This window comes from Sedimentitalea sp. (assembly GCF_039973035.1).
Lineage (GTDB): Bacteria > Pseudomonadota > Alphaproteobacteria > Rhodobacterales > Rhodobacteraceae > Sedimentitalea.
In genome coordinates this window covers 65,300-89,295 of sequence record NZ_JBDWLR010000106.1, presented here as the reverse complement: position 1 = coordinate 89,295, position 23,996 = coordinate 65,300, and the positions used below count along the sequence as shown (strand labels likewise).

The following is a 23,996-nucleotide window of genomic DNA, read 5'->3' as shown; positions in this document are numbered from 1 at the left end:
GGTTCGCTCCTCACATCCTGAACACGCCGAAGTTGGTATCGACCTTGGGTCTGCGCGATGTCACATCCAGCATCAGCGCCATGACGTCACGGGTCTCACAGGGCTCGATCACGCTGTCGATCCAAAGGTTGGAGGCGAAATTATAGGCTCCTTGAAAATCTTCGTATTCCTTGCGGATCGGCGCCTTGAAGGCTTCCTCCTCCTCGGGGGTCCAGCTTTTGCCTTCGCGTTCGTTGATCTGCGCGCGGACCTGCGCCAGGACGCTGGCGGCTTGTTCCGGCCCCATGATCGCCGACCGTCCCGTCGGCCAGGCGAACATCGCGTCCGGCTGGAACGGGCGCCCCAGCATCGCCAGGTATCCCGCGCCGTAAGAGCCGCCGGTGATGATGGTGAATTTCGGCACCCGGGCCGAGGACATGGCCGTGATCATCTTGGCACCGGCCTTGGCGATGCCCATCTGCTCGACCTCGCGGCCCACCATAAAGCCGTTCACATCGGCCAGGAACAGCAGCGGAATATCGCGCTGGACGCAAAGATTGATGAAATGTGTCGCCTTCAACGCGGCTTCGACGAACAACACGCCGGTATTGGCGAGAATGCCCACTTCGTGCCCATGAATACGGCCCCAGCCGGTCATGATCGTATCGCCATAAAGCGGCTTGAACTCGTGGAAATCGCTGTCATCCACCAGCCGCGCTACGATCTCGCGGTTGTCGGTCGGCACTTTGGGGTCGCGGCTGACGATGCCGTAGATTTCCTCGACCGGATAGGCGGGCGCACGCGGCGCTTCGGGCGTTTTGCGGGGCTTGGGCTTTTCGCCCAGATGGCTGACGATCTCGCGCGTGATGGCCAAGGCGTGGGCGTCATCCTCGGCCAGATGGTCGGTCACACCGGAGACGGACGAATGCATCTTGCCGCCGCCCAGCTCCTCGGCATCCACCTTTTCGCCGGTTGCGGCAAAGGTCAGCTCTGGCCCGCCCAGATACATGAAGCCCTGGCCGCGCACGATTACCACCTCGTCGCAGAGCGCCGGGATATAGGCACCGCCAGCGGTACAGGGCCCCATGACCACGGCGATCTGCGGCACCCCGTCACCGGACATGCCGATCTGCTGGTGAAAGATCGACCCAAACTGCCCTTCGTCGGGGAAGATGTTTTCCTGATCGGGAAGGAATGCACCGCCGGAATCCACCAGCGTGATGACCGGAAGCTGGTTCTTCCAGGCAATCTTCTGGGCGCGGACGTGCTTGCGCGAGGTCATGCCGAAATAGGTGCCGCCCTTCACAGTGGCGTCATTGGCGATGATCATGCACTGGCGGCCCTCGATCACGCCGATACCGGTGATGATACCCGCGCCCGGTGGCACGCCATCGTATTTTCTCAGTCCGGCCAGCTCGCCGATCTCGAGGAAGGGCGTGCCGGGGTCGATCAGGCGCTCGATGCGTTCGCGCGGCAGGATCTTGCCCTTTTTTACATGCCGTTCGCGCGCCTTTTCGGGGCCGCCGACGCGTTGCAGAAGCCGAAGCGCATGCAGTTTTTCGACCTTCTCGCGATAGCGCGCGTCGTTTTTCCGGAAGTCGTCGGACCCGGTATCGAGTAGGGATTTCATTCGTGTCATGGCAGGTCTGGGTATTTCCTGAGAACAAAGGCAACCTTGGCGGCGCTGGGTTTTTCGAAAGTGTCGGCCGCAACCAGATGCACGTCGGCCTTGAAGACCAAAGAGTCGCGCAGCCGCTGCTCGATCTTCTTTTTGAGGGCGGCGTCGTCGGCCGGATCGCGGCCGGGGCCGCGTTCGACAATCACCGTCAGCGCGCCCTGCGTTGTGTGACCCTCGAAATCGGCCACGATACGCATGACGCCATTGGTCTCCGGCACCATCTCGGTGATGACGCTGTTGATGGCCGACGGAAAGACATTGGCCCCGCGCACGATCAGCATGTCGTCGGTGCGGCCGGTGCAGCGGATCTTCGGCCCGGTGCGGCCGCAGGTGCATTCGGTGTCGATGACTTCGATATAATCGCCAGACCGGAACCGCACCAGCGGGCTCGCCTGTCGGCCGATCGCGGTATAGATCATCTCGCCTTCGGCCCCCTTTTCCCAGGGGATGATTTCGCCGCTGTCAGGGTCGAGCAATTCGGTGATGATATAGTCCATGTTGACCATATGCATGCCCGACTGCTCCTCGCATTCGGCCCAGTAGGTCACGCCCAGATCGGTGCCGCCCAGCATTTCGGTGCATTTCGCACCCCAGGCGGCCTCGATCTTGGCGCGGATTGCGGGAATGCCGCCGCCGGGCTCTCCGCCGACGATCACATGTTCGACCCCCAGTTCGCTGGCCTTGCACCCCAGCACCTCGGGCGCCTTTTCCGCCAGGTGCAGAACGAAATTCGGCGCGCCGACGATACAGCGCGGGCGCGTGTCGGCACAGGCGCGCAACAGGCGGTCCGCACCGCCATCCGCCCCCACCGGCACATCGATCGCGCCCATGTACTGCAACCCCTGCATCACCGGGATACCGCCGACAAAGCCCTTGGCCAGCGAAAACGCATGCAGCACCATGTCGCCGGGCCGAACGCCGTTGGCAAAGAAACAGCGCGCTGTCATCTCGTGCCACATTTCGGCGTCGGATTCTGTCAGGGCCACATATGAAGGACTGCCTGTGGTGCCCGACGAGGCCTGCATCTGGATGATCTCCGACATGGGCGCGGCACGATGCTTGCCAAAGGGCGGCTCGGCGGCAAGGCTCTCCCTGATCTCGGTCTTGTAGGTATAGGGCAGCTTCCGCAGGTCTTCGATGGTACGAATATCGTCGAATTCCACACCGGCTGCGGCGAACTTTTCCTGATAGAAGGTCGAGTTCGCCCTGAGATAGGCCATCTGATCGCGCAGCCGCTCTTCCTGAATGCGGCGGACCTCGTCCAGGGGCTTACCCTCGATCTCGTGCCAGAAACGATCATTCAACTTGTCGGCGGCGTCCTCCCGCCGGAAGCGCATTCCAAATTGCATGTCATCCTCCGTGACGTGCAGCGCGATCAATAAGACCGCGGCATGCCCATGACCTTTTCACCGATGAAGCTCAGGCACAGTTCGCGGTTCACCGGCGCCGTGCGCAGCAGACGCACCAGCGGGTACATCTCGTAGAGCCCCGTGTCTTCGGTGAAACCCGATCCGCCATGCGCCTGAAGCGCGGCATCCACCGCTTCGATCCCGGCCTCGGCGGCGGCGTATTTCGCCATGTTCGACGACGCCCCCGCCGGCAGCTTGTTATCGAACTCACATGCCGCGCGGCGGGTCATCAGGCTGGCCATCTCGACCGCTGTATGCGCCTTGGCCATCGGGTGCTGCACCCCTTGGTGCGCGCCAATGGGCTGACCAAAGACATTGCGCTCGGACGCGTAGCTCACCCCCTTGTTCAGCGCGAAACGCCCGATACCGCAGCACAGGGCGGCCAGGATGATGCGTTCGGGGTTGAGGCTGTCGAACAGGATCGAGAAGCCCTCGTCGACCTCGCCGACCACATCCTCCGGGCCCAGGTCCACCTCGTCGAAGAACAGCGTCCACTGTTCCTCCGGCAGGGGGATCGAGATCTTCACCCGCTGCTTTTCGACACCTTTTTTCTTCAGATCCACGGCGAACAGGGTAAAGCCGTCGGTCTTGCGACTGACCTCGGTATGCGGCTTGGTCCGCGCCACGACCAGGCAATAGTCCGAGACCTCGGCCCCGGTGATAAAGGTCTTTTCGCCTGACAGGCTGAACCGGTTGCCCCGGCGCTTGGCCAGCGTGGTGGCCTTCATCGTGTTCGACCCGGCCCCCGGTTCGGTGATCGCGAAACAGAACTGGATATCGCCGCGGCAGGCCGCCGGCAGCAGCTCTTTCTTGTGGAATTCGCTCCCGTGGCTGGCGATATGGGCCAACGACATGGTCGGCCCGACCACCATCATCAGAAGCGGAATGCCGTGGTTCGCGGTGCCCTCCATGAACAAGGCCATTTCGGTCATGCCAAGGCCCGCGCCGCCGTATTCCTCGGGCACCATGATGCCCAGGAAGCCGTCATCGGCAATCTGCTTGAACATCTCCCGCGGGAACTCGTGCCTGCGCGCGTGGTCCAGCCAATAGGCATTGTCGTATTTCTGCGCCAACTGGCCGCCGTATTCGTAAATCTGGCGCTGTTCGTCGTTTAAAGTGAAGTCCATAGTCTCTTCCTCAGGCCTTGAATTCGGGCGCGCGCCGGTTCTCGAACGCGTCGAGCCCCTCGGCGACGTCATCGCTGGGCAACGCGCGCACGGCGGCGTCACGCTCCAGCCGCATTTGCTGGTCGATGCCGAGATCCGCGCCTTCGCGTGCCAGCCGCTTCATCTCGGCGATACCGGGACGCGAGCGGGTGGCAATCTTCTGGCAGTATTCCAGCGCGGCCTGATGCAGATCCGCATCCGGCACGATGTAGTTGACCAGGCCGGCATCCTTGGCCTCGTCCGCCTTGAGCCAGCGGGCCGAGAACATCAGGTCCAGCGCACGGCGCAGGCCCATCAGACGCGTCAGCCGCTGTGACCCACCCCAGCCCGGGATCAGGCCGAACTGCGCGTGCTGATCGCCGAATTGGGCGGTCTCGGCGGCGAAACACACGTCACAGGACAGCATCAGTTCGATCCCGCCGGCCAGACACAACCCCTGCACCGCCACGACCACTGGGAGGGAGGAGGTTTCGAGCGCGCGCAGGTTGTTCATGCCGAAGGCGATGAAATGATCCAGCGCGGCGGGATCGTTCAGTTTGCCTTTCACTTCCACCAGATCGGCACCGGTGCAAAAGTGCTTGCCTTGCGCCCGGATGAGGATCGCCCGAATAGCCGGGTTCGCCTCAAATTCCGCACGTGCGGCAGATATGCGCTCATGCACCTCAAGTGACAGGCAATTGAATTTCTCGGGGCGGGCCAGTTCGATGATGCCGACGTTGCCCTCGGCGCTGACGATGACGGGATCGCTCATTTCGCGGACCCCTTCGCCTTCTTGTCATATTGCAACGCCATGCGACCGACCTTCTCGCGGGCGATCACCAGCTTTTGGATCTGCGCGGTCCCGTCGCCGATCTGAAGGCCCAGAACGTCGTTGTAGCGCTGATGATGCGGCAGGTCTGTGGTATAGCCGTAATGCCCGTGCAGGATCAGACACTGGTGCAGGATCTCGCAGGCGGTCTTGGGCAGGTACCATTTGCACATCGCTGCCTCGGAGGTGTGGGGCAGGCCGCGGTCCCGCAGGTCCAGCGTGTAGTAGCAAAGCTGGCGCATCATGGTCAGTTGCGTTTCCGCCTCGGCCAGCGGAAAGCTGACGCCCTGATACTGCACGATCGGCGCGCCGAACGCCTCGCGCTCCTGCACATATGCCCAGGTCTCGTCCACCGAAGCCTGCGCCGCGCCCAGGCATTCCAGACCGATCAGCGCACGGGAATAGTCGAATCCCATCATGATGGTGCCAAAGGCGCGGTCCTGCTCGGCCATCATGTTTTCGGCCGGCACGAAGACATCGTCGAAGAACACCGATCCACGCCCGACGGGCTTGGTGCCGATGTCGTCGAAATGCGTGCGCTTGATGCCGGGTTGGTTCAGGTCGATGAAGAAGGCGCTGACCCCGCGCGAACCGCCATTGGGATCGCCGGTACGGGCAAAGACTACCGCCGCATCGGCCTGGCTGGCAAAACTCATGGAGGTCTTTTCACCGTTCAGCCGCCAGCCGTTTCCGGATTTCTCGGCCTTCAGAATCAGGTTCGCCGCATCCGAACCGCCGCGCGGCTCGGTCAGGCCCAGACCAATGACGGCATCACCCGAAACCACCTTGGGCACCCATTCCGACGCGATGTCGCGCGAGGCGTGCTTGGCGACCATGCCGCCCATGAGCGATCCCAGTAGCTGCACGTAACTTGCGTTGAAATCGGCATAGGCGATCTCTTCGACGATCAGCCCCGACGTGACAGAGCTTTCGCCCAAGCCGCCGAATTCCTCGGGCAGGTCGGGGCCGATCAGGCCGAGCGCCCCCATTTCCCTGATCAGGTCACGGTCGAATTCGTGCTTGGCGGCCCGCTCCTGATAGCTGGGGGCCAGCTTTTCGGTGGCAAAGCGTTTCGCCGTCTCGCGGAACGCTTGTTGGTCCTCTGTAGGCTGGAACTGCATTCCCTCCGCCCTCCCATTGCGGTGAATTCCTCTTTAAAAAAATCTAACAAACGTTAGAATGCAGCGCAAGAGGTGTTTTCAAAGGAGGGGAGCATGATGAAGTCTTTGGATGAAACGGGCTACGGGGCGCTGCTTTCACCAATCAGCGCGGGCAGCAGGACGTTGCGCAATCGCGTGATAATGGGCTCGATGCATACGCGCCTTGAAACCGAACCTGACGGTATCGCCAGGCAGATTGCCTTTTATGCGGAGCGGGCCCGCGGCGAGGCGGCGATTTTGGTCACGGGTGGTTTTTCGCCCAATGCCGATGGAATATTTGATCCCGACGGTCCGCGTATCGATGATCGGGACGAGGCGCTGAAACTGCGTCCCATCTGCAAAGCAGTCCAGGCCGAAGGTAGCCTGATCTGTGCGCAGCTTCTTCATGCCGGCCGATATGCAAAGATTGAAGACTGCGTTGCTCCGTCGCCGATTCGCGCGCCGATCAATCGTTACACGCCCCGCGAGATGAGTGATGCAGATATCCGCCGTACAATCTTGGATTTCGCAGAAGCCGCTGCCAATGCTCAAGCTGCCGGATTCGACGGTGTCGAGATCATGGGCTCCGAGGGTTATCTCATCAACGAGTTCACCGTCACGCACACGAACAAACGCGAGGATGACTGGGGCGGAAGCGTCGAGAACCGGCATCGCTTTCCGGTCGAGATCGTGCGCGCCGTTCGCGCGGCCTGCGGACCGGATTTCCTGATCATCTACCGGATCTCCGCCGCGGACCTGATCGAAGAGGGGGCACCGACCGAGGAGATCGCAGCGCTGGCACAGAAGATCGAGAAGGCAGGAGCCGACATTCTGAACACCGGAATCGGCTGGCACGAAGCGCGTGTACCGACCATAGCCTATCCCGTGCCACGGGGGGCCTGGCGAAAGGCCGCGGCCAACGTGAAGGCCGCGGTTTCAATTCCGGTAGTGGCCTCGAACCGCATCAACACTCCCGATATCGCGGAGGATATTATTGTTTCCGGTGAGGCGGATATGGTCTCGATGGCTCGGCCATTCCTGGCGGATCCGCTTTTCGTGAAGAAGGTGCGCGAAGGCCGCGCCGAGGAAATCAATACCTGCATTGCATGCAACCAAGCCTGTCTCGATTTCATATTCTCCGACCGACCGGTCGGGTGCCTCGTCAATCCACGAGCCGGGCGCGAAACGGAATTCCGGGACACGCCCGCGGAATTGCCGAGGAAGGTGGCGGTTGTCGGCGGCGGGGCCGCGGGAATGGCGGCGGCGGCCGAAGCGGCGCGGCTTGGCCATGACGTCACGCTTTTCGAAGCTACGGACGAACTTGGCGGTCAACTGAACCTTGCGCGCGCGGCGCCGGGTAAGGACGAGTTCAACGAAACCCTTCGTTATTATGCTGGTCAGATGAGAAAGCACGGAGCAAAGCTGCGGCTGGGACAGCGGGCGCAAGCCGATGATTTGGAGGGTTTCGATCATGTGGTGATCGCGACCGGGGTGGTCCCGCGCATTCCCGATCTGCCGGGCATAGACCATCCCAGTGTCGCAACCTACGCCGAGATTCTCTCTGGCGCGCGCGTCGCAGGCGAGACTGTTGCGGTGATGGGCGCGGGCGGGATCGGGCACGACGTAGCCGAGTTCCTCGTGACCGAGCCAGCCGAGGTCCACAACACCGGAACATTCTGCTCGACATGGGGCGTCGATCCGGAATTCGCCGCACCGGGCTCCTTGGTAAGCGATCCATTGGCGCCAAAACCCTCGCGGCGTAGAGTTGTCATGCTCCAGAGAAAGACTTCGAAGCCCGGTGCAGGGCTCGGCGTCTCGACGGGATGGATCCTGCGCAACGCCCTGCGCAAGCATGGAGTCGAGGCCTTGTGCGGCGTGGTCTATGACAGCATCGACGACGACGGGCTGCATATCCTCTTGGACGGCAAGCCAAGGGTCATTGCCGCCGATACCATCATATTGTGCACTGGCCAGGAACCCGAGCGGAGCTTGGCCGACGAGCTTGCATCGCGCGGCGTTGCGGTCACAATGATCGGCGGTGCCAAGGAAGCCGCCGAACTCGATGCATTGCGCGCCATTGATGAAGGGGTGCGCTTGGCTCAAAGTTTCTGAGATGGCACCGTAACAATGGAGGATGCGATGCTGCCTGAGGTGCTGCGCGCGGGCCGCGCTGATCTGTACTCGGTCTTCCGCACCTGCGCGGTGGGGAGGGACGGCGCGCTTGCGGTCGAGGATGGCGAGACCCGCCGCAGCTATGGCGAACTGGTCGACCGTGTGGATCGCTTGGCGTCGGTGCTTCTGTCGCGAGGGGTGGCGCCCGGCGACAGGATCGCCATCCTGTCGCATAACCGCGTCGAGTATCTTGAGCTGGAACTTGCGGCGGCGGGAATCGGCGCCATTGTCGCCTGCCTGAACTGGCGGCTCGCCGCGCCCGAGCTGAAGCATTGCATCGAACTGGTCGAACCGGTGCTGGCCGTGGTCGAACCCGAATTGCGTGATGCCTTTCGCGCAGTGTCGGATCTGCCCGGCCTGGAGATCGGACCCGAATGGGAGCAGGCGCTGGCCTCGGCGAACCCGGACCCGCGCACCGGCACGCTGGTGGATGATCCTGAGGCTGGCCTCACGATACTCTATACCTCGGGAACAACCGGGTTGCCGAAAGGCGCCCTAATCAGCCACCGTGCCCATATCGCGCGTGCCATGGCCTTTGCGGCGCAGCTTGCGCTGGATCCCGATGACGGTTTCATCGCATGGGCGCCAATGTTTCACATGGCATCGACCGATCAAGCGCTGGCGACGCTTCTGCGTGGCGGGACTGTGGTGATGGTGGATGGACTGCAGCCCTCGGTCATGAATGAGGCGCTGTCACGCCACAGGATTGGCTGGTTCGTGATGATGCCCGGGGCGCTTGAGGCCTTCATCGCCGAACGGCGCGCTAATCCACTGCCGTTGAAAGGGATCAAGGTCTGCGGCGCGATGGCCGATCTGGTGCCGCCGCACCAGATCGCGGAACTGACGAGTCTTCTCGGTGCGCCCTATCTGAATTCCTTCGGAGCCACAGAAACCGGTCTGCCGCCGGGCACCGCCGATCTGATCGCCCCCGGTGTCGCGCCCGAGACATTGTCCAAACGGATCAGCGCATTTTGCGAGGTTCGACTGGTGGATCCCGAGGATCGTGACGTCCCGATCGGATCGCCCGGCGAAATGGCGTTGCGTGGACCGACCCTGTTTTCAGGATACTGGAATGCCGACGACACCAACGTCAGCGACTTCCGCAACGGTTTCTTTCATATGGGCGATCTGTTCCGCCGAAACCGCGATGGTACAATCGATTTCGTGGACCGGGTGAAATACCTGATCAAGACCGGCGGCGAGAACGTCTATCCAGCTGAAATCGAGCGTGTGCTGCTTGCGCATCCAGGTGTGGTCGATGCAGCGGTTGTGCGGGCGCTCGATGCGAAATGGGGTGAAAGCCCCGTTGCGTTTGTCGCATGCGGCAACGATGGACCGGGCGCCGAAGAGTTGATGCAGTTATGCCGCGAGAAGCTAGCGGGCTACAAGCGACCGCGCGAGTTCCAGTTCATCGCATTCGAGGATTTTCCGCGCTCGACGAGCGGCAAGATCCAGCGCCACATCCTGGAAAGCCGGTTGACGAACTGAGAGGCCGCCGGCGGGAGAACCGGAGTTGAAGCTCCGGGCAGCCGATCGACCGGCCGTCAACCGACCAAGCGGCTTGCAGCCTTATCCGGCCACGCCCGTCCGCCCGACAAGGGCCATCAGCGTTCCGGTCATCGCGGCGACGAGCCTTTCGTCCCCGCCCTTCACCGCAAAGGCGCGCGCCTCGCAGATCGTCAGGGTGCGCCCCGGTTTGACCACATCCGCGACGAATCGAAACCGCTCGCCGTCTGCCGGGTTGAGCAGGTTGATCTTGAATTCCACAGTCAGCACCGCGGCCTCGGCGGGCATCAGAGAGAAGGCCGCATAGCCGCAGGCACTGTCGAGCGCGGTCGACACGATCCCGGCGTGCAGAAATCCGTGCTGTTGAGTCAAGGCATCATTATGTACCATCTCCAGCACGATACGACCGGGCGAGAGTCCGGCAATACCGATCCCCAGCGTTTGCATCACCTTCTGGCGCTCGAAACTGTCGCGCACGCGCGCGTCATAGTCAGGATTCTTCGGTTCGAATTCCGGCATAGACTGTCTTGCACTCCCTTTTTCAGCGATCGATGATCAGTCTTAACCGGCTATTCAACCTGTTATCTTGGAAAAAACGGCCATCGGATGGTGCTGCTGCCTGAAGGCGAATCGCGCCGGGGGGCTTCCCGGCGAAGGCGCGGCAGGCGGCCGACATGTGCGACTGGTCGTAGTAGCCGGTGTCGAGCGCCAATTCGCCCAGGGGTTGTGCGTGTTTGGCAAGCCCGCCCAGTAGATGACGAAATCGACGGGTTGCGGCTAGCCGACGGCGCGACATGCCCGTTGCCATCCGGATGCTGCGCCTCTCGCTGCGAGCGCTGGTAGGCGCCGTGCCGATCGCAGGGAAGCCAAGTTCGCAGGCAAGCCGGTCAAGCGCGGCTACAAGCGGAACAAGAGGCTCGTTGCCGGTGGTAAAGTCGTGCAGGAAACCGGCCAGTTCGACGAGAGATGCCTCGGGCGGAAGCCGTTCGGGCGCGGAAGCGAGTCGCAGCCCTGCCGACACTCCCCGGAAGGGCGCGATCCGCGGGCTGAACGCGGGGCGGGGTGGCGTGAGGGTCGGGCGGGGGAGGGCATTCTTCCCCAGAAGCGGGTCGAAAGCGAAGGAAAGCGTGAAGAGATCCGTGGCAAAACGGCCGCTGCCATGTCCCGTGAGATGACCCCAATCGCGGAAGACGAACATGTGGTCGACCGGGGTGGCCCCCCCGGGCGGCGGTGCGAGCTCGAGATAAAGCGGCGCGGGCGCCGCCTCATCCGGTGAAGGCATGCCTGTTCTCGGTCACGAAATCGGCAAGACGGCGCGCCGGGTGTCCAAGCACGTCGCTCACCGTGGTCTCGATGCCGGCGAGGTAACCCTTGGGTGCGATCGAGGCCAGTTCCACCATGGCCGCGGCGACCTCGTCCTGCATCCCGCCGGCGATCTTTGCCGCCTTGGCGTCCTCGGCGGACAGGGGCGCGCAAGCGACCTGCCGACCCGTCGCTTCCGACAGAATTGCCGCAATCTCTTCTCCAGACAGGGCCTCGGGACCGGTCAGGCCATAGGACTTGCCTTCATGCCCCGCGCCGGTCAGCGCATCGGCCGCGACGTCAGCAATGTCGCGGGCATCGATCCAGGCCACAGGCCCCCCCAGATCGTCGTAATAAACCCCGTCCCTTGCGATGTTTCCGGCCTGCCACAACAGGTTTTGCATGAAATAGGTCGGTTGAACAAAGGTCCAGTCGAGGCCGCTTTCCTTCAGCAGTTCCTGGGTTTCCGAATGCCACATGCCAAAGGTCAGCCTGGCTTTGGGCGAGGCACCAAGTCCGGTGGCCAGAACGACGTGGCGCACCCCTGCCGCCTTCGCCGCTTCGATCGTATCGGCCTTCCAGCGGCGCATGTGCCGGTGCGCGGGTGTCACCAAATAGATCCGTTCAGCCGTTAAACAGGCACGATTCAGCGCAGCGGGATCAGTGAAATCGGCAACGACGGCTTCGCACCCCTTGGCCTTGAGCGCGTCGAGCTTGGCCGGGTCGCTGGTGACGGCGCGCACTTTCGCGCCCTTGGCCAATAGCGTATCGACAAGGGGGACGCCGGTGGTGCCGGTTGCTCCGAAGACGGTAATCATGATCTGTCCTTTCGCAGGGCGGCGATGGCTTCCATCGTCTCGGGGTTGCTGACAGAGGACAGGTCGCCCGGATCCTCGCCCAGAAAAGCGGCGCGCACGAGCCGGCGCATCGTCTTCATGCTGCGGGTCTTGGGAAGCGCCTCGACGAAATGGATCTCGCGCGGGCGGAAGGGCTTGGAAACGATCTCTCCCACGCGGTCCTTGAGCTGCTCCACTAGTGCCGCGTCGGGCAACACACCGGGCGACGCGACGCAGACGCAGACCACCGCCACGCCTTTCAGATCGTCCGGGGCAGCGATGGCCGCCGCGTCCACCACCTTCCCCGTCTCGGTCAGCGCCGCCTCGATCTCGGGCGGGCCGATGCGCTTGCCGGCAATGTTCAACGTATCGTCCGAGCGGCCGAGGATATACCATGTGCCATCCGGATCGCGGCGCACCCAGTCGCCGTGCCGCCAGATGCCGGGGAAGGTAGACCAGTAGGTTTCGAGATAGCGTTCCCGGTCTCCCCAAATGGTCGGTGTCAGCCCGATCGGCGGTTGGGTCACGACCAGTTCGCCAACCTCGCCCGGCGCGGCTTCGCTTCCGTCCACGCGCAGCACTTTTGCGCCGACCCCCAGTGCTTGAGCAGAGAATCCACCGGGTTTGACCTCGTGCAATACGGTTGAAGTCAGGATCGCGCCGAACAACTCGGTCCCGCCTGAAATGTTGAGCGGTACCGCGCGGCGGCGGCAGATATGGTCGAGATGCCACAGCCAGGCGTCATCGGTCCAAGGTTCGCCGGTCGAGGCGACGATGCGTAACGGCGAAAGGTCGTAGCCGGAAAGTGGCCCGGGATCCTGAGTCATGAACTGCCGCACCAGCGTGGGGGCGACGCCAAGGTGGGTGACGCCCATCTCCGAGGCTAGGCGCAGCAGCCGGAAGGGGTCGTCCGGCATCGAGGGCGCACCCTCGGCGAGCGCCAGCGTGGCGCCCGAAAGCAACACCGACAGAAGCGTGAGTGGCCCCATCACCCAGCCCATGTCAGTCATCCACAAATGACGATCGTCGCGTTTCATGTCGAGGCACAGCAAGAAGTCGGCCGTGGCCTTGGCCTGGACACCGAGATGGGTATGAACCACGCCCTTGGGCTTGCCAGTCGTACCCGAGGTGTAGGCGATAAGCAGGGGCGCATCGGCGTCTACCGGATGGGCGGGACGCCTCGCGTCAGCTTTGCCGACGGTCTCCTGCCAGTCGAGATCGCGGACTGGATCGGCCACTATGCCGCCGAACCGCCGCAGGCTGAGCACGGTATGGACAAGTGGCACCTCCTTCAGGGCTTCGGCCAGCGTCTCCTCCATCCAGACGGGTTTTCCCCGCCGGGGCGTCGCATCTGCCGTCAGCACCGCAACGGCACGGGCATCGTTCAGACGGGTGGCGATGGCGTGCGCGGCAAAACCGGAGAACAGCGGCACCGCCACGGCGCCCAACCGTGCGATGCCCAGAAGCGCCGCCTCGATTTCCGGAATCATCGGCATGTAGATACCTACCGCCTGTCCGGGCTCCACCCCGCGAGCGGCAAGGGCCGATGCGACGCGGGCGGCCTCGGCGGCAAGCTCGGCATAGGTCCAGCGGCGGCGGCTTCCATCCTCGCCAACCCAGTCGATCGCGGTCTTGTCGCCAAGTTTTCCCGCGATGCGGGCGTCGAGACAGGTCTCTGTCAGATTCAGGGTACCCCCGACAGCCCATCGGATCGAATCTGGTCCCGCGGATATATCCCGCAGTTGCGTATAGGGACGATTGAACCGGATGCCGGCATAGCCGATTATCCGGCCCCAGAACCATTCCGGTTCGGCGTTGGCACGTTTGACGAGACCTTCGTAACTGCCCGCACCACAATCATCAATGAACGCCGCGAGCGTGCTTGCTCGTTGAATAACAGGGTCCGGTTGGAACATTCTCTGCCTCGCATGAAACAAAAAAAGGCCGCACCTGAGGCGCGGCCAGTTGGGGAGGATACTTAGACACGCCTCGACCGCGATGGCACTTGATTGGACGTATTCATTTTTCGATCAACCGTGCATCGACAAGCCGCCCGAAACGGAAATCACCTGGCCGGTGATGAATCCTGCATCGTCGGAAGCCAGGAAGCAGATTATTCCGGGGTAATCGCTCGGCTGCGCCAGGCGCTTCATCGGAATGGCCCGCTTGAGGCCTTCCGCGATCTTTTCACCAGCGTCGCCCTGAGCGACCTGGGCGAAGAGGGGCGTATCGGTCGGGCCCGGCGCAACCGCGTTCAGCTGAACGCCTTTGCGCGCCAGTTCCCGCGCCACGGTCTTGGTAAAGGAGATGATGCCGCCTTTGCAGGCCGAATAAACCGCCTCGCCCGACGATCCGACGCGGCCGGCGTCGGAGGCGATGTTGACAACGCGGCCGCCGCCATTCTTGACCATGCCCGGAAGCACCGCGTGATGCATGTTCAGCGGACCGTAGAGGTTAATGTCGATGATTTTTTTCCAGAGATCCGCGTCTGTATCGAGGAATGGCTTGATCACGTCCCATCCGGCGTTGTTCACCAGGACGCTTATCGGACCTCCGGCCTCGAACTCGGCAACGGACTTGTCAACCTGGGCGCGATCGGTGATGTCTACCTTGAAAGCCACGGCCTTGCCGCCCGCATCCCGGATCAGGCGGACGGTCTCCTGTGCGCCTTCTTCGTTCAGGTCGAACACCGCGACCTCTGAACCTTCCTCGCCGAACCGTTGACAAACGGCGCGGCCAATGCCGCTTCCGCCTCCGGTGACAATGACACGTTTGCCATTCAATCCATGCATTTGGGCTGCCTTCCTACTTCTGTGAGCACCTTTGTGAGAGCTGCTGAGCTAGAGGGTGCGCTTAACAATATTCTAACAATCGTTAGATTTATCGCAATAGACAGTCCTTTGTCCAGTTGTTATGTAAGCCATATGTGTATGCAGCCGCCTCAAGCATGCCTTGCCGGCGACGTTCAGAGCAAGGCGGAAAGGACCCGCGAGGAAATCCTCCGCGCGGCAGCGCGTCTATTCCGCTATGAGGGATTTAATTCGACGTCGATGCGGGAGATCGCACGTGAAGCGAACATCGAAGCCGGGAGCATCTATTACCATTTCGACTCAAAAGAGAAGATACTGGATGTGGTGCTCGACATCGGTGTCCGGCGTCTATACAATGAGGTGGCTAGGATAATTAGGTGTGCGGGTGCAAATGACGAACCCTTCCGCGAAACTTTCGCGAAACTGGTCGACACGCATCTGACCTTCCTTTTGATAGATAGCGACTTCACGTCTGCGAATATCCGAAACTACCCGATGTTGTCGGAGGAAGCACGACGCGCTCACCGGGAACTGCGCGGCTCATATGCTAAGTTGTGGGGTGGATTCCTGCAGAACGCCCGCGACAAGGGTCTATTGCGCAAAGACATTTCAGTTTCTCCCATCCGCCAATTCATCTTGAGTGCGATGAACTGGACCGTTGAATGGTACGAAGTGAAACGTTATCCGGTCAGTATTCTCTCAGAACGCATGAGCAGATTGATCCTGGACGGAATGTGCGACAAGCGTCGTCCGGGAAGTAGCCTCCCCAAGCCATACGTCATAGCCCTCCCGGAGCCGGTCGAGCCCCACGGAAAAGCGGCCAGGACACGTAGCGAAGTCCTGCGCGCGGCCGCGCGCGTTTTGAGAGATAGGGGGTACAAGGCTACGACGATACGCCAGATCGCTGTTGAGGCAAATATGGAGGCGGGCAGCGTCTACTATCATTTCAAATCAAAAGAGAAGATAGTAGACGAGGTGTTGCAAACCGGATTGAGCGACCTACTTGTCGGTGTCAGTCGCGTCATTGAGCAGTTCGGGGAGCCCAACGATCATTGTGCCAGAATATCGGCGGCCATTTCGGCTCATATGGATTTCCTATTCAGGGCCAGCGAGTTCACGTCGGCAAATGTCCGTAGCTATGGAATGTTGCCCACGAAGCTTCGTCGCAGGCACCGGGTTATCCGTCACGAATACGCGGCTGTTTGGGACAAGATGTTGTCCGATGCGCAGCAAAGCGGTGCTGTGAGAAAGGACATACAGATCGTTCCTCTGCGCCAGGTCATGCTGGGAGCCTTGAACTGGACCGTTGAATGGTTCGACCCACGGAAAGCGGGACTGGAAGGATACCACACCCTGTCCGTGTTTTCCGACATGCTGGTAAGGCTCCTTTTCAACGGAATCAGCGAGGCGGAACAACCGCTTAGAGAGGGGAGCTCTAACGGCTTACTTCGCGCTCGCGAAGGCTCAGACCAATAGGAAGTGATACAAGCCCTCGGCGACGGATTTCTCCGGGCTTGCCTGCCAGGACAGTACTCTTACACTTGCGATACGCGATCCCTTCCGCGTCACGGTCGCCTGCGCAGTCAGCGGTCCCTTCACACCAGGTCTGAGGTAGTCGACGGTCAGGTTGATCGGCTTGGCTGGCACATCCGCGAAATCGGGTTGGACTGCAATGGCGGCTGTGGCTTCCATGAAGCTGGCGATAATCCCCCCGTGGTAATGCTCCATAATCGGGTTTCCGATATGGCGCGAATCAAACGCCATCTCGGCTTTGGCATGGAACTTGCCCACTTCCAGAATATCAAAGTTCAGAAAGCGGAAGAACGGAACCCGGAAAACATTCATGTTGACGGCTTGCAGGTCCATCTTATGGCTTTCCCCTGGTCATTGCCTCAAACAGGCTGGTTTTGCCGCGCGTCAACGCAAACGAGGCAGTCCCGCGCGCGATTTCATCATCGACATGATTGTCAAACCAGATGCTGCCGGAATTGAAGGCGATATGGCGTGTCTTGCGATAGCAATGGGCGCGGACGATCACATCGGCGCGCGATCGGGCGGGGCGCAGGTAATCGACCCGCAGATCCAGCGTGGCCATGGTGCTGACGCCCTCGATGGCGACGAAATTCGCGAGCCCGAAAACACTGTCGAGCAGCGCGGTCAGAATGCCGCCATGCAGCAGGGTCTGATCGCTGTCGACACAGAAATCGGGATTGAACGGCATCCGCACCTGGACAGCTTCGGTCGAGACCTCCTCGATCTTCAACGCCATGTGGGTGATCAGCCCCTTCCCGCGCGCGTTCCACATCTGCGCGATCTGGTCCATCTTTTCTTGCGTGATTTCGGACATTCAATCTGTCTTTCAGCGGCCGGTGAAATTCGGTTTTCGTTTTTCCAGAAAGGCCGCGATGGCTTCGTGATGGTCTTCGGTCTGGTGCATCAAGGCCTGATATGCCGCGGCCGCATTCAGGAAATCGGGAAGATCCATGCGTTCGGCGTTGCGCAACAGGCGTTTGGCGACGCGCACGGCCCGAGGCGGCTTGGATGCGATGACCGCGGCGCGTTCGCGGGCACATTCCATCAGCATATCATGGGCGACGACTTCTAGCACCATGCCCAGCTCGAGCGCCTCTTCGGCGCCCACCATCCGGCCCGAAAAGGTCAGGTCCGCCGCTTTCTGATGCCCCAGTCGGCGCAACAGGAACCAACTGCCCGCATCGCCGGGAATGATGCCGAGATTGATGAAGACCTCGCCGAACTTCGCGTTCTGCGAGGCAATGCGCATGTCGCACATCATGGTCAGATCGCACCCGGCGCCGACGGCCGCGCCATTCACGGCCGCGATGGTCGGGATGTCGAGGTTGTAAAGAGCCTGGGGCAGGCGCTGTACCCCATCGACATAGCTTTGAGCGGTCGCAAGCGGCTCCTTGCGGAACACGCTGTCGGGGTCGTTCATCTCCTTGATGTCGCCGCCCGCGCAAAAGGCCGGGTCGGCGCCTGTCAGGATCATGACGCTGACTTGCGGGTCTGCCTGCACCTTCGCGAAGGTCTCCAGAAGCGCACCGATCATGTCATTTCCGGTAACCGGGTTCCGGCGCGCGGGGTCGTTCAGCGTGACCGTGGCGATCCGGTCGGAGATGTCCAGCAGGACTGGGGTCTCACTCATTCTTTCCATCTCCGCGCTCGCGCTTTTCGAACATCTCGGGGTTGATCATGTCACGTGCGTCGTGTCCCAGATGCAGGGTTTCGCCACCATCCACATAAATGTCTTCGCCCGTGATGAATTCCCCCAATCTGGACGCAAGGAATATGATCGTGCCGGAAATGTCCTCGGCCGCGCCCATCCGGTTCAGAACCGAACGGTTCAGCTGTTTCCAGTGGTCCGGCGAAATGGGATAGCGTCCGAGCGCCTCGGTCTTGATCGTGCCCGGGGCGACGCAGTTCAGGCGGATGCCGTATTCGCCCCACTCGGCGGCCAGCGTTTTCATCATGCCCGTCACACCGGCGCGGGCGGCGACGGTGTGCGTGAACCCGGTCAGCGCGGTTCGGGCCGAAATGGCCGTGACAAAAACGATCGATCCGCCGTTGTCGTACATGAAATGATCCGCCGCGGCGCGGGTCATCTGCCACGATCCGATCAGATTGTTGCGGATCACGGCCTCAAAGCCCTTGTTGGTGATATCGCGGGCGGCGGCGATGTATTGCCCGCCCGCGTTGTTCACCAGCACGTCAAGCCGACCGTAATGGCCCTTGATGCGCTTCATCGCCGCTTCGATGCTGTCTTCGTTGCGGGTGTCGCCCGGCACCACGAAGGCCTCGCCGCCTGCCGCGCGGATCATCTCTGCGGTTTCCTGCAGGGGGTCTTCGCGGCGCGCGAACAAGGCCAGCCTGGCTCCGCAAGAGGCCATTTCAAGCGCTGTGGCGCGCCCCATGCCGGACCCCGAACCTGTCACCAGGGCAACCTGGCCGGCCATGAGATCGGATGCGTATCTCTGTTTCTGCTGTGTCATGGCGCGCCTCAGTTCTTCAGAAGCTCACCGGAGATGATCAGCTTGCGCACCTCCTGTGTGCCCGCGCCGACCTCCAGCACCCGGCCCGTGCGGAACAGCCGGTTCACCTCGGTGTCGCGCATATAGCCCGAGCCGCCGTGGATCTGCACCGCCTTGTCCAGCACGAACGAGGTTGCCGCGGCGGCCTTGAAGATCGCGGCGGCGGTCAGCTTGTGGATCTCGCCGCGCCCGCCGGCGCCCTCTTCCAGGCCCTCGCACATGGCCGCCGTCTTCAGCGACAGGCTGCGCGCCGCCTCGATTTGGGTGTACATGTCGGCCAGCATCGCCTGTACCATCTGGAAACTGGCGATGGGCTTGCCGAATTGCTGGCGGGTCTTGGCGTAGTCGATCGAGATATCGAGCGCCCGCTGCGCGATGCCGAGCGCGTTGAAGCAGACGATGGCGCGTTCCAGATCCAGACCGGACATGGTGACGGCCACGCCGCCGTCGAGCTTGCCGACCATGTTGCGGGCGGGAACGCGGCAATCCTCGAACACCAGTTCCCCGGTGGGCGAGCCGCGGAACCCCATCTTGTTCAGCTTCTGTGCCACCTTGAAACCGGGCGTGTCGGTTTCCACGATGAATGCGGAAATGCCCTTGGCGCCCTTCTCGGGCGAGGTCTTGGCATAGACCAGCACCAGATCGGCGACCGGCCCGTTGGTGATGTAGATCTTGGCGCCGTTCAGGATGTAGTCGTCGCCGTCCTTCCGCGCGGTAGTGCGCATCGAGCCGAGCGCGTCCGACCCGGCACCGGGTTCGGTCAGGCCCAGGGCGCCGATCAGCGAGCCGTCGCAGAGGCCTGGCAGATATTTTTTCCGCAGATCATCATTGGCGTTGCGGTAGATGTTGTTGACGCACAGATTGTCGTGGGCCACATGGGTCAGCCCGATGGCGGCCGAGGCGCGCGACAACTGCTCAGTGATGATGCAGGCCGAGGTGAAATCCAGCCCGGCGCCGCCGAACTCGGGCGGAACGTTCAGCCCGAGATAGCCCATCTCGCCAAGTGTCGGAAAAACCGAGGCCGGCAGGTCGTCGGTGTTGTCCATCTCCGCGTTCAGGTGATGGAACTCGGAGAAAAAGAACTTGCCGGCCTGATCGGCCAGCGCCTGCTGCTCATCGGTCATGAAATGCGAGGGCAGGTCGGGGGCATTGCGGAAAGTCTGGTTCATAGTCATGTCCTCCCTCAGGCGCGCAACAGTTCTTCGGCGATGATGATCTTGCGCACCTCGCTGGTGCCGGCGCCGATCTCCAGAAGCTTGTTGGCGCGATAGAGCCGGTTGATCTCGGTGTCCTGCATGTAGCCGGAACCGCCATGGATGTGGCAGGCCTCGGTCACCGCCTTGTTGAACGCCTCGCCGGCGTAAAGACAGGCCGCCGCGGTCAGCTTGTGGATCTGGCCGCGGCCGCCGGCGCCCTTGGGCAGGCCGACGCAGGCCGCCAGTGCCCGGTGGCCAAAGGCGCGGGCGGTCTCTAGCTCGATATAAATCTCGGCCAGTTTCGACTGCACCATCTGAAAGCTTGCGATCGGCTTGCCGAACTGTTCGCGGAGCTTGGCGTATTCCAGGCCCAGTTCCAGGGCGCGCTCGGCCATGCCGACACAGACCGAGGCGACCATGGCACGTTCCAGGTCCAGCCCGCTCATCACCACCGATACGCCGCTGTTTTCGGCGCCGACCAAGGCCGAGGCCGGCACCCGGCAATCCTCGAACAGTAATTCCCCTGTGGGCGAGCCGCGGAACCCCATCTTGTCCAGCTTCTGCGCCACCTTGAAGCCGGGATTGTCCGTCTCGACGATGAACGCGGAAATTCCCTTGGCGCCCTTGGACTTGTCGGTCTTGGCATAGAGCAGAATCACGTCGGCGATCGGGCCGTTGGTGATGTAGATCTTCGAGCCGTTGATGACATAGTCGTCGCCGTCTTTCCGCGCCGTCGTCGCCATCGAACCCAGCGCATCGGACCCCGCGCCGGGTTCGGTCAGGCCAAGGGCTCCAACGAGTTCGCCCGAGCAAAGGCCGGGAACGTATTTCTTCACCTGCTCTTCCGAGCCGTTGCGCAGGATGTTGTTAAGGCACAGGTTGTCATGTGCCCCGTGCGACAGCCCGACGGCCGGGTTCCATTTCGAAATCACTTGAGATACCAGTGCCTGGGTGAATTCGTCCTGACCTGATCCCCCCAATTCTTCTGGGGCGGTGACGCCCAGAAGCCCAAGTTCGCCCATCTGCTTGAACAGATCCTCGGGCCACCATTCTTCCGCATCCATTCTTTCCTGCAGCGGATGCAGCAACTCGCGCGAAACGCGGTCCACATGATCGACGATCTGACGCTGTTCGCCTGTCAGCGAGTAATTGGCCTTTATGGCCTCTAGCTCGGCCAACTTCGGCCCTGCCTGAACACTCATTCCAAATCCTCCCAATCGGCTTGGCAGCTTCCACTGTTGACCAAAATCAAACATATGTTAGAAAATATTTCAAGGCACCGCGTTCATGGTCGGGCGTTGAGTGCGATTGGGTGGCGCAAATGGGGGGGCAGGGAAAATGACCGATCAGGTTGTGCTTTGTAAGAGCGACGGACGCGAGATCCGCATCACGATTAACCGTCCCGACCAGCGAAATGCGTTGAACCGGGACGTCGCTGAGGGGATCATTGCTGCGATCTCAAAAGCGGAGGCCGATCCCGGCTGCCGCGTAATCGTGCTGACGGGGGCGGGCGAACGCGCCTTTTGTGCTGGTGGCGACATCAAGGCGGGTGCCGATGGTGGCCCGTTTGTGATGGACCCCTCCGAGCCGGGCCACTTTGCCGGTCAGTTGTTCGAGAAAATCGAGGCCTGCAAGAAGCCGACCATCGCGCGAATCAATGGTGTGGCGATGGGCGCGGGCGCAGGTATCATCTGCGCCTGTGATCTCGCAGTAATGGTCGATCACGCCCGGATTGGAACGCCGGAGGTAAAGGTGGGCCTGTTTCCCATGACAATTGTGCCGTCGATGATGCGGGTGCTGCCCAGGCGGCGGCTGATGGAGATGTTCATCACCGGTGTACCTCTGACGGCAGAAGAGGCGCTGCGCTACGATTTGGTGAATTACGTGACAGAGTCAAGCAGCCTGGATGCCAAGGTCGATGAGCTGGTCGCCCAGATCGCCGCGCAATCGCCGACCGCGATCCGGCTGGGCAAATACGCCTGTCACGCGATGGAGGACATGACCTATCCGCAGCAAATGCGGTTTGCCGAATCGCTGTTACCGCGGGTGGCGCAGACGGAAGACGCGCGAGAGGGCTTCGCGGCCTTCATCGGCAAGCGCATGCCGGAATGGACCGGGCGCTGAGCCCAGGCAGGAGGACGATATGCCGGATCGAAAGCTGCGCATAGGATGCGCGTCCGGCTTCTGGGGCGACACGCCGGAAGCCGTTGGGCAATTGGTGAACAAGGGCGGGATCGACTATCTGGTGTTCGATTACCTGGCCGAGGTGACGATGTCGCTGATGGCGCGTGCGCGGGCGAAGTCGCCCGAGGCAGGGTTCGCCCCGGATTTCGTCAGGGCGCTGGTACCCTGGCTGGCCGAGATCAAGGCCAAGGGGATCAAGGTAGTGGCCAATGCCGGCGGGGTGAACCCGCGCGGCTGCCGCGACGCGCTGGCCAGGGCGGCCGAGGCGGCGGGCGTCGACATCTCTATCGGCGTCGTGCTGGGCGACGACCTTCTGGACCGCGCGGACGAAATCCGCGCCCGCGGCGAGACAGAAATGTTCTCGGGCGCCGCCTTCCCCGGGGATGTCTGGAGCATGAACGCCTATCTGGGCGCTCGCCCCATCGCCGTGGCGCTGGATGCGGGAGCCGAGATCGTGATCACGGGGCGCTGCGCCGATAGCGCGGTGGCGCTGGGCTCCTTGATGCATGAATTCGGCTGGAAGGATGACGATTGGGACAAGCTCAGCCAGGGCTCGCTGGCCGGCCACCTGATCGAATGCGGCCCGCAGGGCACGGGGGGCAACTTCACCGACTGGAGGGACGTGCCCGGCTGGGACGACATGGGCATGCCCATCGTCGAGGTCTCCGAGGACGGCAGCTTCGTCATGACCAAGACGCCGGACACAGGCGGCCTGGTGGTGCCCGGATCGGTCGGCGAGCAGATGCTGTACGAGATCGGCGATCCGCGCGCCTACCTTCTGCCGGACGTGATCTGCGACTGGTCCGGGGTCACCCTGGAGCAGGTCGGCCCCGACCGGGTGCTGGTCAAGGGCGGCAGGGGGTTGGGGCGCACCGGCAGCTACAAAGTCTCGGCGACCCATGCCGACGGGTGGCGCGCCATCACTACGCTTACGCTTGCCGCTATCGACGCCCCCGCCAAGGCTGAGAGGGTTGCCGAGGCAATTTTGACACGCTGCCGCCGAATTTTCCGCAACAGGAACCTCGCTGATTTCCGGCAGGTCAGCGTCGAGGTGCTGGGCGCCGAGGCCGCCTATGGCGCCAATGCCCGGGCACAGACGCGCGAGGTGGTGCTGAAGATCGGCGCGGTCCATGACGATCGCGCCGCGCTGAATATCTTTGCCGGAGAAATCGCACCGATGGCGATTTCGACCGCGCAGGGTCTGACCGGGTTCTTCGCCGGACGGCCCAAGGTGCAGCCGGTGGTGCGGCTGTTCTCTTTCCTGATGGACAAGGCCGATACTCCCCTCGCGGTCGAGGTCGACGGCGCGGGTGTGCCCGTCGCCATCGCTGCCGAGGCGGTGCGCCTCGATCCGCCCGCGGCGCCGTCGGCGGAAGGCCGCGAGGCCGGTCCGGACGCGGTCAAGGTGCGGCTGGTGGACTTGGCCTGGGGCCGCTCCGGCGACAAGGGGGACATCGCCAATATCGGCATTCTGGCGCGCAAGCCGGATTACCTGCCCTATATCCGCACCGCCCTGACCGAAGAGGTGGTGAAGGGCTACTTTGCACACCTCTGCAACGGAGTGATCGAGCGTTTCGACCTGCCGGGCAGCAATGCACTGAACTTCCTTCTGCACGAGTCTCTGGGCGGCGGCGGCATCGCCTCGGTCCGCATCGATCCGCAAGGCAAGGGCTTCGCGCAGATGCTGCTCGACATCGAAATACCCGTGCCCGCCGATCTGGCCGCGCGCGACGGGCTGCGCCCTGCCAAGAGTGCGTGAAAGGAA

Annotated in this window: 21 protein-coding genes; 5 read left to right on the top strand and 16 right to left on the bottom strand. The window is 62.3% G+C overall.

The features are described from left to right. Positions 1-10: 10 nt before the first annotated feature. Genes ABJO75_RS28530 through ABJO75_RS28510 form a run of 5 tightly spaced genes read right to left on the bottom strand, consistent with a single transcriptional unit; the run spans position 11 to position 6,161 of the window. Positions 11-1,618: a carboxyl transferase domain-containing protein gene (locus ABJO75_RS28530; protein ID WP_348195882.1), complete on the bottom strand. Its 1,608-nt coding sequence runs from the start codon at positions 1,616-1,618 to the stop codon at positions 11-13. Beyond that, complete coding sequence (locus ABJO75_RS28525; protein WP_348195881.1) at positions 1,615-3,006, bottom strand: AMP-binding protein; 1,392 nt, start codon at positions 3,004-3,006, stop codon at positions 1,615-1,617. The genes ABJO75_RS28530 and ABJO75_RS28525 overlap by 4 nt, the downstream gene beginning before the upstream one ends. Before the next feature lie 26 nt (positions 3,007-3,032). Further along, a complete protein-coding gene (locus ABJO75_RS28520; RefSeq protein WP_348195880.1) occupies positions 3,033-4,193 on the bottom strand; it encodes an acyl-CoA dehydrogenase family protein in 1,161 nt (386 codons plus the stop codon). 10 nt (positions 4,194-4,203) lie between these two features. Then, on the bottom strand, positions 4,204-4,983 hold the full coding sequence (locus ABJO75_RS28515) for an enoyl-CoA hydratase/isomerase family protein (protein WP_348195878.1): 780 nt from the start codon (positions 4,981-4,983) through the stop codon (positions 4,204-4,206). Then, the gene (locus tag ABJO75_RS28510) at positions 4,980-6,161 is read right to left on the bottom strand and encodes an acyl-CoA dehydrogenase family protein (protein ID WP_348195876.1); all 1,182 of its coding nucleotides are present in this window, start codon (positions 6,159-6,161) and stop codon (positions 4,980-4,982) included. The genes ABJO75_RS28515 and ABJO75_RS28510 overlap by 4 nt, the downstream gene beginning before the upstream one ends. 96 nt (positions 6,162-6,257) lie before the next feature. Here ABJO75_RS28510 and ABJO75_RS28505 point away from each other — a divergent pair, with 96 nt between their 5' ends. Together ABJO75_RS28505 and ABJO75_RS28500 are read left to right on the top strand one after the other, a co-directional pair. Further along, a complete protein-coding gene (locus ABJO75_RS28505) occupies positions 6,258-8,291 on the top strand; it encodes an NADPH-dependent 2,4-dienoyl-CoA reductase (RefSeq protein ID WP_348202945.1) in 2,034 nt (677 codons plus the stop codon). A gap of 27 nt (positions 8,292-8,318) precedes the next feature. Continuing rightward, entirely contained in the window at positions 8,319-9,839 is a 1,521-nt protein-coding gene (locus tag ABJO75_RS28500; protein ID WP_348195873.1) for an AMP-binding protein, read from the top strand. Positions 9,840-9,920: 81 nt separating this feature from the next. Here ABJO75_RS28500 and ABJO75_RS28495 read toward each other — a convergent pair whose 3' ends face one another. From ABJO75_RS28495 to ABJO75_RS28475, 5 genes are all read right to left on the bottom strand, one after another. Beyond that, a complete protein-coding gene (locus tag ABJO75_RS28495; protein ID WP_348195871.1) occupies positions 9,921-10,376 on the bottom strand; it encodes a PaaI family thioesterase in 456 nt (151 codons plus the stop codon). 22 nt (positions 10,377-10,398) lie between these two features. Then, positions 10,399-11,139, bottom strand: a complete 741-nt coding sequence (locus tag ABJO75_RS28490) for a helix-turn-helix domain-containing protein (protein WP_348195870.1) — start codon at positions 11,137-11,139, stop codon at positions 10,399-10,401. Then, positions 11,123-11,977, bottom strand: coding sequence for an SDR family oxidoreductase (locus ABJO75_RS28485; RefSeq protein ID WP_348195868.1), 855 nt, complete (start codon positions 11,975-11,977; stop codon positions 11,123-11,125). The genes ABJO75_RS28490 and ABJO75_RS28485 overlap by 17 nt, the downstream gene beginning before the upstream one ends. Further along, a complete protein-coding gene (locus ABJO75_RS28480; RefSeq protein WP_348195867.1) occupies positions 11,974-13,911 on the bottom strand; it encodes an AMP-binding protein in 1,938 nt (645 codons plus the stop codon). The genes ABJO75_RS28485 and ABJO75_RS28480 overlap by 4 nt, the downstream gene beginning before the upstream one ends. A 114-nt stretch (positions 13,912-14,025) precedes the next feature. Further along, on the bottom strand, positions 14,026-14,787 hold the full coding sequence (locus ABJO75_RS28475; RefSeq protein WP_348195865.1) for a glucose 1-dehydrogenase: 762 nt from the start codon (positions 14,785-14,787) through the stop codon (positions 14,026-14,028). A 138-nt stretch (positions 14,788-14,925) separates the two neighbouring features. On the opposite strand from ABJO75_RS28475, the gene ABJO75_RS28470 reads away from it, so the two are divergent. After that, on the top strand, positions 14,926-16,281 hold the full coding sequence (locus ABJO75_RS28470; protein WP_348195863.1) for a TetR family transcriptional regulator: 1,356 nt from the start codon (positions 14,926-14,928) through the stop codon (positions 16,279-16,281). On the opposite strand, the gene ABJO75_RS28465 is transcribed toward ABJO75_RS28470, so the two are convergent. Genes ABJO75_RS28465 through ABJO75_RS28440 form a run of 6 tightly spaced genes read right to left on the bottom strand, consistent with a single transcriptional unit; the run spans position 16,270 to position 21,249 of the window. Continuing rightward, a complete protein-coding gene (locus tag ABJO75_RS28465; RefSeq protein WP_348195861.1) occupies positions 16,270-16,671 on the bottom strand; it encodes a PaaI family thioesterase in 402 nt (133 codons plus the stop codon). The genes ABJO75_RS28470 and ABJO75_RS28465 overlap by 12 nt on opposite strands. Before the next feature lies 1 nt (position 16,672). Then, complete coding sequence (locus ABJO75_RS28460; protein WP_348202925.1) at positions 16,673-17,152, bottom strand: PaaI family thioesterase; 480 nt, start codon at positions 17,150-17,152, stop codon at positions 16,673-16,675. A 12-nt stretch (positions 17,153-17,164) separates the two neighbouring features. Continuing rightward, the gene (locus tag ABJO75_RS28455) at positions 17,165-17,968 is read right to left on the bottom strand and encodes an enoyl-CoA hydratase-related protein (protein WP_348195858.1); all 804 of its coding nucleotides are present in this window, start codon (positions 17,966-17,968) and stop codon (positions 17,165-17,167) included. Beyond that, positions 17,961-18,812 (bottom strand): SDR family oxidoreductase, encoded by an 852-nt coding sequence (locus tag ABJO75_RS28450; protein WP_209181572.1) that lies wholly within the window; start codon positions 18,810-18,812, stop codon positions 17,961-17,963. Before ABJO75_RS28450 ends, ABJO75_RS28455 begins: the two co-directional genes overlap by 8 nt. Before the next feature lie 8 nt (positions 18,813-18,820). Further along, positions 18,821-20,020 carry an acyl-CoA dehydrogenase family protein gene (locus ABJO75_RS28445; RefSeq protein WP_348195857.1) on the bottom strand — a complete coding sequence of 400 codons (1,200 nt, stop codon included), beginning with the start codon at positions 20,018-20,020 and terminating at the stop codon, positions 18,821-18,823. Between the two features lie 14 nt (positions 20,021-20,034). Further along, the gene (locus ABJO75_RS28440) at positions 20,035-21,249 is read right to left on the bottom strand and encodes an acyl-CoA dehydrogenase family protein (RefSeq protein ID WP_348195856.1); all 1,215 of its coding nucleotides are present in this window, start codon (positions 21,247-21,249) and stop codon (positions 20,035-20,037) included. Positions 21,250-21,385: 136 nt separating this feature from the next. Here ABJO75_RS28440 and ABJO75_RS28435 point away from each other — a divergent pair, with 136 nt between their 5' ends. Then, positions 21,386-22,171: an enoyl-CoA hydratase-related protein gene (locus tag ABJO75_RS28435; RefSeq protein ID WP_348195855.1), complete on the top strand. Its 786-nt coding sequence runs from the start codon at positions 21,386-21,388 to the stop codon at positions 22,169-22,171. 19 nt (positions 22,172-22,190) lie between these two features. Then, positions 22,191-23,990, top strand: a complete 1,800-nt coding sequence (locus ABJO75_RS28430; protein ID WP_348195854.1) for an acyclic terpene utilization AtuA family protein — start codon at positions 22,191-22,193, stop codon at positions 23,988-23,990. Positions 23,991-23,996 lie beyond the last annotated feature (6 nt).

Bases quoted from the DNA above. Each gene is read 5' to 3' on its own strand.
- ABJO75_RS28455 (WP_348195858.1), bottom strand. From the start codon at position 17,968: ATGAGTGAGACCCCAGTCCTGCTGGACATCTCCGACCGGATCGCCACG.
- ABJO75_RS28515 (WP_348195878.1), bottom strand. From the start codon at position 4,983: ATGAGCGATCCCGTCATCGTCAGCGCCGAGGGCAACGTCGGCATCATC.
- ABJO75_RS28530 (WP_348195882.1), bottom strand. From the start codon at position 1,618: ATGACACGAATGAAATCCCTACTCGATACCGGGTCCGACGACTTCCGG.
- ABJO75_RS28525 (WP_348195881.1), bottom strand. From the start codon at position 3,006: ATGCAATTTGGAATGCGCTTCCGGCGGGAGGACGCCGCCGACAAGTTG.
- ABJO75_RS28500 (WP_348195873.1), top strand. From the start codon at position 8,319: ATGCTGCCTGAGGTGCTGCGCGCGGGCCGCGCTGATCTGTACTCGGTC.
- ABJO75_RS28465 (WP_348195861.1), bottom strand. From the start codon at position 16,671: ATGGACCTGCAAGCCGTCAACATGAATGTTTTCCGGGTTCCGTTCTTC.
- ABJO75_RS28520 (WP_348195880.1), bottom strand. From the start codon at position 4,193: ATGGACTTCACTTTAAACGACGAACAGCGCCAGATTTACGAATACGGC.
- ABJO75_RS28435 (WP_348195855.1), top strand. From the start codon at position 21,386: ATGACCGATCAGGTTGTGCTTTGTAAGAGCGACGGACGCGAGATCCGC.
- ABJO75_RS28510 (WP_348195876.1), bottom strand. From the start codon at position 6,161: ATGCAGTTCCAGCCTACAGAGGACCAACAAGCGTTCCGCGAGACGGCG.
- ABJO75_RS28460 (WP_348202925.1), bottom strand. From the start codon at position 17,152: ATGTCCGAAATCACGCAAGAAAAGATGGACCAGATCGCGCAGATGTGG.
- ABJO75_RS28440 (WP_348195856.1), bottom strand. From the start codon at position 21,249: ATGAGTGTTCAGGCAGGGCCGAAGTTGGCCGAGCTAGAGGCCATAAAG.
- ABJO75_RS28430 (WP_348195854.1), top strand. From the start codon at position 22,191: ATGCCGGATCGAAAGCTGCGCATAGGATGCGCGTCCGGCTTCTGGGGC.
- ABJO75_RS28445 (WP_348195857.1), bottom strand. From the start codon at position 20,020: ATGAACCAGACTTTCCGCAATGCCCCCGACCTGCCCTCGCATTTCATG.
- ABJO75_RS28490 (WP_348195870.1), bottom strand. From the start codon at position 11,139: ATGCCTTCACCGGATGAGGCGGCGCCCGCGCCGCTTTATCTCGAGCTC.
- ABJO75_RS28505 (WP_348202945.1), top strand. From the start codon at position 6,258: ATGAAGTCTTTGGATGAAACGGGCTACGGGGCGCTGCTTTCACCAATC.
- ABJO75_RS28450 (WP_209181572.1), bottom strand. From the start codon at position 18,812: ATGACACAGCAGAAACAGAGATACGCATCCGATCTCATGGCCGGCCAG.
- ABJO75_RS28475 (WP_348195865.1), bottom strand. From the start codon at position 14,787: ATGCATGGATTGAATGGCAAACGTGTCATTGTCACCGGAGGCGGAAGC.
- ABJO75_RS28485 (WP_348195868.1), bottom strand. From the start codon at position 11,977: ATGATTACCGTCTTCGGAGCAACCGGCACCACCGGCGTCCCCCTTGTC.
- ABJO75_RS28480 (WP_348195867.1), bottom strand. From the start codon at position 13,911: ATGTTCCAACCGGACCCTGTTATTCAACGAGCAAGCACGCTCGCGGCG.
- ABJO75_RS28495 (WP_348195871.1), bottom strand. From the start codon at position 10,376: ATGCCGGAATTCGAACCGAAGAATCCTGACTATGACGCGCGCGTGCGC.
- ABJO75_RS28470 (WP_348195863.1), top strand. From the start codon at position 14,926: ATGCAGCCGCCTCAAGCATGCCTTGCCGGCGACGTTCAGAGCAAGGCG.